The sequence below is a fragment of the Lutimonas sp. genome (assembly GCF_051011215.1).
Lineage (GTDB): Bacteria > Bacteroidota > Bacteroidia > Flavobacteriales > Flavobacteriaceae > Lutimonas.
Genome location: NZ_JBPCUJ010000172.1, coordinates 18,103 through 28,446, shown reverse-complemented (window position 1 = coordinate 28,446; position 10,344 = coordinate 18,103). Strand labels below are relative to the sequence as shown.

At 37.4% G+C, this 10,344-nt stretch carries 9 protein-coding genes; 5 read left to right on the top strand and 4 right to left on the bottom strand.

The annotated features are described in order from the left end of the window. Positions 1 to 49: 49 nt before the first annotated feature. Entirely contained in the window at positions 50 to 931 is an 882-nt protein-coding gene (locus ACR2MV_RS16225) for a patatin-like phospholipase family protein (RefSeq protein ID WP_434023314.1), read from the bottom strand. Between the two features lie 67 nt (positions 932 to 998). On the opposite strand from ACR2MV_RS16225, the gene ACR2MV_RS16220 reads away from it, so the two are divergent. The 5 genes from ACR2MV_RS16220 (at position 999) to lysA (ending at position 6,488) form a co-directional block, all read left to right on the top strand. Further along, positions 999 to 2,036: an oxidoreductase gene (locus tag ACR2MV_RS16220; RefSeq protein ID WP_434023312.1), complete on the top strand. Its 1,038-nt coding sequence runs from the start codon at positions 999 to 1,001 to the stop codon at positions 2,034 to 2,036. A 3-nt stretch (positions 2,037 to 2,039) separates the two neighbouring features. Beyond that, positions 2,040 to 2,600: a hypothetical protein gene (locus ACR2MV_RS16215; protein ID WP_434023310.1), complete on the top strand. Its 561-nt coding sequence runs from the start codon at positions 2,040 to 2,042 to the stop codon at positions 2,598 to 2,600. 76 nt (positions 2,601 to 2,676) lie between these two features. Further along, positions 2,677 to 3,849 carry a hypothetical protein gene (locus tag ACR2MV_RS16210; protein ID WP_434023308.1) on the top strand — a complete coding sequence of 391 codons (1,173 nt, stop codon included), beginning with the start codon at positions 2,677 to 2,679 and terminating at the stop codon, positions 3,847 to 3,849. A 97-nt stretch (positions 3,850 to 3,946) separates the two neighbouring features. Beyond that, positions 3,947 to 5,173, top strand: coding sequence for a peptidase T (gene pepT, locus ACR2MV_RS16205; protein WP_434023306.1), 1,227 nt, complete (start codon positions 3,947 to 3,949; stop codon positions 5,171 to 5,173). Positions 5,174 to 5,276: 103 nt separating this feature from the next. After that, on the top strand, positions 5,277 to 6,488 hold the full coding sequence (gene lysA, locus ACR2MV_RS16200) for a diaminopimelate decarboxylase (protein WP_434023304.1): 1,212 nt from the start codon (positions 5,277 to 5,279) through the stop codon (positions 6,486 to 6,488). A gap of 11 nt (positions 6,489 to 6,499) precedes the next feature. Here lysA and ACR2MV_RS16195 read toward each other — a convergent pair whose 3' ends face one another. The 3 genes from ACR2MV_RS16195 to ACR2MV_RS16185 form a co-directional block, all read right to left on the bottom strand. Beyond that, on the bottom strand, positions 6,500 to 7,621 hold the full coding sequence (locus ACR2MV_RS16195) for a serine hydrolase domain-containing protein (protein ID WP_434023302.1): 1,122 nt from the start codon (positions 7,619 to 7,621) through the stop codon (positions 6,500 to 6,502). Between the two features lie 333 nt (positions 7,622 to 7,954). Next, positions 7,955 to 8,542, bottom strand: coding sequence for a hypothetical protein (locus ACR2MV_RS16190; protein ID WP_434023301.1), 588 nt, complete (start codon positions 8,540 to 8,542; stop codon positions 7,955 to 7,957). After that, positions 8,539 to 10,344, bottom strand: a complete 1,806-nt coding sequence (locus ACR2MV_RS16185) for a DUF885 domain-containing protein (protein ID WP_434023300.1) — start codon at positions 10,342 to 10,344, stop codon at positions 8,539 to 8,541. The genes ACR2MV_RS16190 and ACR2MV_RS16185 overlap by 4 nt, the downstream gene beginning before the upstream one ends.

Below are 10,344 nucleotides of genomic sequence, written 5' to 3'. Positions count from 1 at the left end.
CAAATGTAAACATATATTTTAAAAATTCAATAGAGAAATTCAAAATAATTTAGTTTTCCTTTTGACTGGCATAGCTATAGCCTTGCTTCCACCATTTGCGCATTTTATCTTTCTCGAAAACCAAGGTGTTTGTGGTAAGTACCATTGGCGTGTAATACAGATTCAATTTGACATTTTTATGTTCTGCAGCAAGTTTACCGATAGAAATATTATACTTTTCAATATGAATCTGCATATAATTAAAAAGGTTCGTGATCAAACTAAAAGGATTCTTAGAAGGCATTCTGTTGAGCTGCGTGACTTCTGTTTCCAAAATAATGGCATCAATCTCAGTAGCTCCTTGCCTGATTGCCTCCTGGATCGGTACTAAATTTGCAAAACCCCCATCAGCATATTCATAATTGTTCTTGACCAGTAAACTCATAAAAGGGACAAAATTACTGGAGGCCCAGATATAATCCCTGAAATCATCAAAACTATGCTCCTCGAGGCTCTTGAACTCCACCTGGTTCAAGGTCAGGTTAGAAACAGTGACCAATAATTTTTTGCCTTGATCCTTTACCTTTCTCAGGTAATTATCTTTAACGGTTTTGTCAATCATATTTTTCAAATGCAGACTTTCTCCAAAAGTCTTACTCCCTTTTAAAAAATTTTTGATGGTATTAAAGTGATTGATCCCAACGGTGGTGTGCCCCTTATACTTCTTGATTTTAAATGGACAATTGCTAAAAATAGTGCCTTGATCAACATTCGAATAAATTTGCTTCAATTCCTCCACCTTCCCCAAAGCCAGATGCGTCAGCATCAGACTCCCTGTTGATGTCCCGACGAAAATATCATAATCTTTCTTCTGCTCTTTGATAAGATATTGAGCTATTCCTCCAGCAAACGCTCCTTTGCTCCCACCTCCTGAAATAACCAATGCCTTCATTTATTTTTTTTATTATAGGGTGATAAATATAAAAAAATTACTTTTGAAAAAATCTTAGCTGTTTTAAATGAAAAAAAGTATCCTTTTTACTGCCTTGTTTTTATGTATACTATCGCCATTGAAGGCACAGAAAACAACGACTTTAAATGTTACTGCCACATTCGACTTACCGGGCATCAGTATAAGAGCCATTGAATCAATTGATGAAAGCACGCTATGGTTTGCCGGTTCAAATGGCAGGTATGGAAAAATAATCAATGAACAAATTCAAATAGACTCCATCAGTCATCAGGGAGTATATCCTCAATTTAGGTCCATCGCCTATAATGGGGAATTTATATTTCTCCTAAGCATCGAAAATCCGGCCCTATTGTATAGAATTGATCCGAATGAACCTTTAGGATCATTTGAATTGGTTTATGAGGAATCCCATGAAAAAGTGTTTTATGACTCTCTGAAGTTTTATGACAAAAAGCATGGGATCGCGATGGGAGATCCAACAGATAATTGCTTGTCCGTATTGCTTACAAAAGATGCCGGTAAAACCTGGCAAAAAGTTCCTTGCGACAAACTACCTCCCGTCATTGAGGGAGAAGCAGCCTTTGCTGCCAGTAACAGCAATATTTCAACCATAGGAGACACCGCCTGGATTGTTACCGGTGGGAAAGCCGCGCGTGTATTTAAATCTGATCAATACGGCGCCTCCTGGGACGTATTTAAAACGCCGGTAATACAGGGGGGTAAAATGACAGGAATTTTCACAAGTGCTTTTTATAATGGTCAAAAAGGGATCATTATGGGTGGTAATTGGGAGGATAAACACAATTCAGAAGCCACAAAGGCCGTTACAAAAGACGGTGGAAGAACATGGAGTCTAATTGCTAAAAATGAATTACCTGGCTATATTAGCAGCGTACAATATATCCCGGAAACGAAAGGAAAACAGATCATGGCTGTTTCAACCGAAGGAATATATCTTTCAAAAGATGCCGGCAGTTCCTGGACTAAAGTTAAAAATGATGGCTTTTATAGCCTGGAATTTGTCGATGAGAAAACCGCCTGGTTGTCAACTCATGAACAAATAATTAAGATAAAAATAGATTAAATAATGAAATATACTTTCTCCCTTCTTCTTTTAACACTGCTACTGGTTGCTTGTGAAACAAGCAAATTTGAAAGAGAGTTTGAATGTGATACTCCTTCAAGTTATACCCAAACTAAAAACTACAAAGACGTCCTTGGTCATTTTGAAGTAGACATACCAAGTAGCTGGAAGACAGAACTTTATTATGATGAATATCAATCAGCACTTTACACTGCTGATACTACAAAAACACTCAGAGAAACCTTTATTTTAGATATGGCCTGGCGACAGGGGGAACTTGTTTTAAACAAGGATTTTGAAATTAGAGTTGCCCAGAATGCAGAACGAAACCTAAAATTAGTACCCGTTAAATCTGGCTTTGGTGAATATCTGGGCAATCCGGCCTACTACCACATAGCAACAGGAAAGGGAGATGATTTGAACTGGCATTATTTAGAAGTTTATGTTCAGCACAAAGTAGATGAATACTATGTGTTTACTTCCAAGATATATGGTGATGAGTATGTGAGCGAACGCATATGCGCCTCATTCAGTATTTTTAACAAGCTCGCTTTTCTGGATTAAAATAATCTGTCTGATTTTTCGTTTTATTAATGCTATGAGTTGTTTTATTCTCTCCTACCCTTAATAAAACATTGTTATGAAAAAGAAAACTAGTATTGTTGCTGGTTTGATTTTATTGTTCCTAATTGTCTATTCATGTGAACAAGAAGATCAATCTGGTCTCTATCAAAATTCTGAAAACGGAATAACAGACAAATCCAATGATCCGTTAAACATTTTACTTTTTGATCAGGAAAAAACGGATAAAAGTGATTGTGATAATATACAGATAAAAGATCTTTTTGCCGGCCAGGACACCAAGGTTGGTGAAATCATTGTCAAACAAGGTAGTGAGACATTGACCGTCACCTATGACGTATCATCAACTGAATGGAAACTCGAAGAATCGCATCTTTTTGTTGGCGACATCCATAAAGCTCCTTTTACCAATAGTGGAAATCCTAAAATAGGCAACTTCCCTTATCAGGAAAGTCATGATCTGCTGGATGAATACTCCTATGAAATCTCCTTAGAGGCTTTAGATCCTTGCTTTTCAGTAATTACACATGCTGTTGTTGTAAAGGTTGATGATGCTGAAGAAACTGATAAAGAGACAGCTTTCGGTTTTGGAGATCACAGTTTTGATGGCAACAGGTGGGGCTGGTATCTTGATTTTTGTAAGATCGATTGTGAAGAAAACAACTTGAACGATACAAGTGAAAAGGATGAGGATTCTATCAATGCAGATAGTCAGGATACCACTGAAAATGATCCTGAGAATGAGGTGGTGAATGAAAACGGATGCATGGATGCCTTTGCCTTTGATAAAAGAGCTCCGGGAAATTCAATTTGTTTTTATGAGGATTTCAGTCGTTGGGGATGGAGTAATTATGTCGGCGTGAATGAAGCGCACACGGAACCGGTTGGATTTACATATACCTACCCCGTCTTTGCCAGTGCCTTTCAGTGTGACATAACAAACAGCATGGAAGTGGGTACGCTTAATGTTCATATTTCGGGAGGCGATGGAATACCCTATGCCAGTATAACCCTTCGTTTGATCAATCCTGATCTGATGATCGAAAGTTTTCATTTCTATGTGGGGAAAACCGCCTATCCGATCGACAAGGACGGTCAAGAGTCGATTCATCCCGAAAACTATACTGTTTCATTGAATTCCCTGAATACTTCGAGCTATACCATCGATAATATTCAATGGTATGAAGCGAGTTACTTCATAAGTCAAATTAAGGTTTGTCCAAAACCTTAATAAGCCTGTTATCGTAAAAGAGAAGATTGTTAGCAATAACCATCTTTTTTTGTGCCTATATGTATGAGAATAATTATTTTTGAGAAAATTCTCGATCATGGAACATATCAAGGAACGATTTCTAAAATACGTCAGTTTTGACACTCAATCTGACCCAAGCAGCTCAAGCACCCCCAGTACTGAAAAACAATGGGATCTAGCCAACTTCCTTGTGGAGGAATTAAAACAAATTGGATTACAGGATGTAAGTATTGACGAACATGCCTATATCATGGCCACCTTGCCCAGCAATGTTGAACACAGCGTTCCGGTAATAGGTTTTATTTCTCATTTTGACACCAGTCCGGATTATACGGCCACCAATGTAAAACCACAGATTCATGAGAATTACAATGGAGAGGACATTGTTCTAAACAAAGAACAGAACATTGTACTTTCACCTTCTTATTTTGATGATTTACTATTGTACAAAGGGCAGACCTTAATTACAACTGATGGAACAACCCTTTTAGGTGCTGATGATAAGGCAGGTATTGCAGAGATTGTAACGGCAATGGAGTATCTGATTGCCCACCCTGAAATTAAACATGGTGCTATCAGGATTGGATTTACACCAGATGAGGAAATTGGTTTGGGAGCCCACAAATTTGACGTTGAAAAATTCAATGCCGAATGGGCCTACACCATGGATGGAAGTCAGGTTGGAGAATTAGAATATGAAAATTTCAATGCTGCCGGAGCTGTCGTTACCGTAAAAGGAAAAATTGTTCATCCGGGATATGCCAAGGGAAAAATGATTAATTCCATGTTGATTGCCAACCAGTTTATTGCCGCCCTGCCTCAGCATGAAATTCCTCAGGAAACTGAAGGCTATGAAGGCTTTTTTCACCTTACTGACATAAAAGGTTCAGTAGAGGAAACAAGCCTTGAATACATTATCAGGGATCATGATATGGATCTATATGAAAAAAGAAAAAAACAGATGCTGCAAGTCGCAAATGATCTCAATGAAACCTTGGGAATGGAGGCTATTGAAATTTCAATAAAAGATCAATATTTCAATATGCGTGAAAAGGTAGAGCCTGTGATGCATATTGTTGATGTGGCAGAACAAGCGATGAAAGAGATTGGTATCAAACCGCTGATTAAAGCTATTAGAGGCGGTACAGATGGTTCCCAACTATCTTATAAAGGCCTGCCATGCCCAAACATTTTTGCAGGAGGGCATAATTTTCACGGACGGTATGAATATGTCCCTGTTGAATCTATGGTCAAAGCAGCACAGGTTATTGTAAAAATTGCAGAATTAACAGCCCTTAAATAGTGTTGTCATAAAATTTCACGGAATACAGCGATCTGTTATTATTTATTAAAAATTTTGATAATGATAACAGTATGCTACATTTGCCTTCTTAAAATAGTATAGCATGACCCATAAATTTCTAAGATCATTGACGGCTAAATATGAAAGCCCTCTGTATGTTTATGATGCCGAAAAGATAATTTCGCAATACAACAAATTGACAAATGCCTTTTCAACTGTCAAAAATTTGAAAATTAATTACGCCACAAAGGCTTTATCCAATATCAGTATTCTTAAAATATTTAAATCGCTGAATGCCGGACTTGATACTGTTTCTGTTCAGGAAGTGCAATTGGGATTGAAGGCCGGGTTTGATCCACAGGACATCATCTTCACCCCAAATGGAGTTTCTTTGGATGAAATCGAACAGGCCATGAATCTTGGAGTTCAAATCAATATTGACAATATCTCTATTTTAGAACAGTTTGGTCAAAAATATCCTGAGGCTCCTGTTTGCATCAGAATGAATCCTCATGTAATGGCTGGTGGAAATAAGAAAATATCTGTAGGCCATATAGATTCTAAATTTGGAATCTCCATTCATCAGTTGCCACATATTCACAGAGTGGTTGAGAATACAGGCATGCACATCACCGGAGTTCATATGCATACGGGTTCTGACATCTATGATATTGATGCATTTCTAAGGGCCACTGAAATATTGTTTAATGTGGCTGCTTCATTTAAAGATTTGCAGTATATAGATTTCGGCAGTGGTTTCAAGGTACCTTATAAAGAAGGAGATATACAAACAGACATTGAAGAGTTGGGAGAAAAATTATCCAAAAGATTCAACGATTTTTGCAAAGAATTTGGTCGCGACCTTACCCTAATGTTCGAGCCCGGGAAATTTCTCGTGTCTGAAGCTGGACAATTTTTAGCAAATGTCAATGTAGTAAAGCAAACAACCTCTACCGTATTTGCCAGTATTGACAGTGGCTTAAACCATTTGATAAGACCCATGTTTTATGATTCTTACCACCATATTGAAAACATATCCAATCCTAAGGGTAAAAAACGATTCTATACGGTTGTTGGATATATATGTGAAACGGATACATTTGGAACAAACCGCCAGATCTGTGAAATAAAAGAAGGAGATATTCTAAGTTTTAAAAATGCCGGTGCCTATTGCTATTCCATGGCCTCAAACTACAACTCACGCTACCGACCGGCGGAAGTATTGGTGTACAAGGGCAAAGACTACTTAATAAGAGAACGGGAAACCATTGAAGATATTCTTAACAAACAGATAGAAACATCTATCGAAATATAAGAATAAGTACTCTAATTTAAAGAAGGGTTAAAGTTTTGGTCCACGATAGCTTTAACCTTCTGATTTAGTGACTTCATCGAATTATAACTTGAATGTTCTAAGGTTATGACGACCAATTCATCCTCCGTGTATTGCATAAGAGAGGTGCTGAAACCATTCCATCTTCCGTTGTGGTAAACAATCTTTTTATCAGCATCTTCCTTAATTCTGAATCCGAAGCCATAAGGCACTTTTCTACTGTATTTAGTCTCACCTTTGGAATACATTTCTTCCAGGGTACTTTTTGAAATAATTCTGCCTGCATTTAATCCTTCTACCCATCTGAACATGTCTTCAGTTGTAGAATATACATTTTTATCTCCTACTATAGCATCATTGACAGTCCCCCCTATTTTCGCATGATATCTTCTTCTGTAAATTCTGAAACCATCCAATTGACCTTCCTTTGGTTCGTCTTGTTCATAACGATACACAAAGCTGTCATCCATATGTAAAGGTTTAAAAATATGATTGTCTACAAAATCTCCGAAATAATCACCTGACACTTTCTCAACAATTGATGCCAATACAAAATAACCTGTATTGGAATAATCAAAATTTGCACCAGGACTAAAGAAACGCTGTACATCGTGCTTGCCGATCATTTCCATCATTTCTTCATTTGAAGGGGCATGGTCTTCCATCCATTTATGTTCTGCCAGCCAAAAGTACTTAGGTAATCCAGAAGTGTGGTTTAACAATTGTCTTATAGTCACTTCCTCATAAGGAAAATTGGGGTAATACTTCGTGACTTTATCGTCTAAGCCTAGTTTATTGTCTTCATACAATATTAAAATCGCTGCTGCAGTAAATTGTTTGCTGACAGATGCTAATTGAAATATGGAAGTATCATCAATTTTAGATCTCTGTTTGAAATCCGCATACCCATAATGATTTTTAAAAATAACCTTTCCTTTCTGCGCAACTAGCACACTTCCGTGAAAATCATATCTTTTATTAAAACGGGCAAAAAGTGAATCCAGTTTTTTATGTACCTTCAATGTGCTTTCTTCAGGATAGTAGGCCAATGGCATATCTCTGTTGAGCGTGGCTTCTTTATCAACGACTGCTTTGTCGCGTATAGACGTAGACACACTAAAACTGTTAAACACAAAGAAAATAATAAGTAGGAAATACTTAATATTAACACTCCTTTTCATATAAATTTTGTTACTGTTCTAAAGACGTGGAAAAATATAAAAAATCGTGGAAACTGCAAAAACATTAACACAGTTCGCTCCATTCTTCACATTTTTTTTGATTTTGAATCATTTTGAAGTTTAATTCAAGAAATAAATCCTACATCAAAACACGCAATCTATAAACGAAAAAAATTCAATTTTATTGAATCATTCTTAAATTATCAACAGATAGCTCATTAATTATGAGAATATTAAATAAGTAAGGTTATTGACAATAGCTACAAATCAAAGTCGTTTTTTACAGGAAATTTTCCAGGTTGGATACACAATCATTTCTGATGTATCTGTCCACTCTCCCACCCATTTAAAGCCGTCATCGGCAATATCATAAAAGGTAAGTCTGTAAAAACCTTCTGTTCCATTTGGGGCCGTACTATCTTTGTACAACACGATATCCCCCTGCTCTGTTTTCTCACCGACCCACACCGAAAGTTGCTTTGAGATCTTTGGGTGAGAATAATAATGTACGTACCACTTCTTACTGTCAGGATCAAATTGTCGGATACTTCCTGAATAAGTATTATCTTCTTTGATCGTTTCATCCTGAACCCCCATACCATTCATGATATATTTAAACTTCCAGGTCATTTTCACCGGTGCGTTCCATGATTTATCCTGGTTTCTTGATTCAGACAAACAATCACAAAGTCCGATCAATTTTTCAAAATCTTTAATTTGTTGCGGAGCTTCAGGATTCGCCTGTCCAAATGGGTGTTCTTCACTTACTTCGTAACTGTCTTGTCCCTGCACAAACAGACATACCAACAGGATTGGCAAAAGTATCCTAATGGTTTTTATAGGTGCGGGCGTCATGAGTCTGCTGGTTCTTTTACATTTTTAATCCATTGAATGATACAATCCTCCAGAATCTTGAGAGGAAGACATCCTTTATTGAGAATTATAGCATGAAATTCTTTAATATCGAATTGATCACCCAATTCCTTTTCTGCAAGACTCCTTAATTCAAGTATTTTTAATTGTCCGATTTTATAAGACAGTGCCTGACCCGGATTTGCCATATATCGCTCCACTTCACTGGTTAATATTGCTTTAGTAAGAGATTCATGATCCATAGAATATTGGATTGCCTGTTCCCTTGTCCAACCTTTTGAATGCAGACCAGTATCAACAACCAATCGCACGGCTCTGTGCATTTCTCCTGTCAACATCCCAAAATATTGATAAGGATCAGTATATAAACCAAGCTCCTTCCCAAGCGATTCAGCATACAAGGCCCAACCTTCTCCATAAGCACTTAACCGTAGGTTTTTTCTAAATACAGGAAGGGAATCATTCTCCTGTGTTAAGGCAACCTGATAATGATGCCCTGGTATGGCTTCATGTAAAAACAATGATTCATCACTTAGAATGTTATAGGAGCTCACATCTGGAATAGGAATATAAAAAATACCCGGCCTGTTCTCTTTCAGAGACCCTAAGGTATATTGAGCACTTGCCGAAGCTTCTCTAAATGCCTCTGTACGTTTTACGACAAATTTTGTTTTTGGCTTCTCCCTGAACATTTTTTTTAATTGAGGACTCATTTGTTGATGAATGCGATTGAAATGGTCAATAACCTGTTGGGGCTTCGTATAAGGCATCAGTTCTTTGGAATTCCTGACATGATCAAAAAACTCAATCAAACTACCTTCAAAACCCAAGGTGTCCTTCATCTGATTCATTTCTGAGCTTATCCTCGCCACTTCATCCAAGCCGATCTGATGAATCTCATTCGCATTGAGATTTGTAGTGGTGTATTTTTTAATGGCAACTTTATAATAATCGGCTCCATTGGGCAACGCATCAATGCCACTTGAATTTCTACCCTCATTTAAATAGTCGGTACTGACGTAATCATGAAGTCGGGTAAATGCAGGAATTAACTTATCAGTTAACATTGCTGAATATTCTTGCGTTAACTGATCCTTTTCTTCTTTGGAAAAAGAAGCAGGAAAGTTCTTTATCGGGCTGTAGAATAAGTGATCTTCAACCTTGGTAACGCACATCGCCTTTAACTGAGGAACCACTTTAATAATAAGCGAGCTTGGTAAAACAAATCTAAGACTGGCACCTTCTTTCATTCTTTTTTCAGCAGCTCCCAACCAAAGAATAAAACCATCCAACCTATTAAGCCATTTTTGATAATCTTCAACTGTGTTAAAAGGCTGAGCTCCCTGGCCACTGGCAAACTGTCCCATTATAAAATTCCTTGACCACATCTGATCCAGGGGAAATAATTCGCTACGGAATTTTAAGGACTCCAGTTGAATATCACATTCCCATAATAAAATGGATTTACTGATCGTATCCTTCGGCCTAAGATACTGGTTATCGAAAGTCAAAACCTTCTTTCTTACACTTTTGTAAAAAGCAATGCTACTGTCTTTATACGATTTTGATAAATATTCCGGAAATTCATCATCAAACCGATGATCTCCGACCGAAGTGGCTTTTAATGGATCTAATGCCATGCTGCCATCGTAAAATTCTTCCATTAACTGTGTAAACTCCATTCTCACCTCCATCGGATCCTGGAGCAACTCCTTCGGTTTCTCCGTCTCGCATCCAATGCAAATAAGGCATACCACCAAAACTCCAATTAATGTATTTCTCAT

Excerpts from the sequence above, each read along its gene's own strand:
- lysA (WP_434023304.1), top strand. The coding sequence starts at position 5,277 with ATGACCCATAAATTTCTAAGATCATTGACGGCTAAATATGAAAGCCCT.
- ACR2MV_RS16190 (WP_434023301.1), bottom strand. The coding sequence starts at position 8,542 with ATGACGCCCGCACCTATAAAAACCATTAGGATACTTTTGCCAATCCTG.
- ACR2MV_RS16225 (WP_434023314.1), bottom strand. The coding sequence starts at position 931 with ATGAAGGCATTGGTTATTTCAGGAGGTGGGAGCAAAGGAGCGTTTGCT.
- ACR2MV_RS16185 (WP_434023300.1), bottom strand. The coding sequence starts at position 10,344 with ATGAGAAATACATTAATTGGAGTTTTGGTGGTATGCCTTATTTGCATT.
- pepT (WP_434023306.1), top strand. The coding sequence starts at position 3,947 with ATGGAACATATCAAGGAACGATTTCTAAAATACGTCAGTTTTGACACT.
- ACR2MV_RS16215 (WP_434023310.1), top strand. The coding sequence starts at position 2,040 with ATGAAATATACTTTCTCCCTTCTTCTTTTAACACTGCTACTGGTTGCT.
- ACR2MV_RS16210 (WP_434023308.1), top strand. The coding sequence starts at position 2,677 with ATGAAAAAGAAAACTAGTATTGTTGCTGGTTTGATTTTATTGTTCCTA.
- ACR2MV_RS16220 (WP_434023312.1), top strand. The coding sequence starts at position 999 with ATGAAAAAAAGTATCCTTTTTACTGCCTTGTTTTTATGTATACTATCG.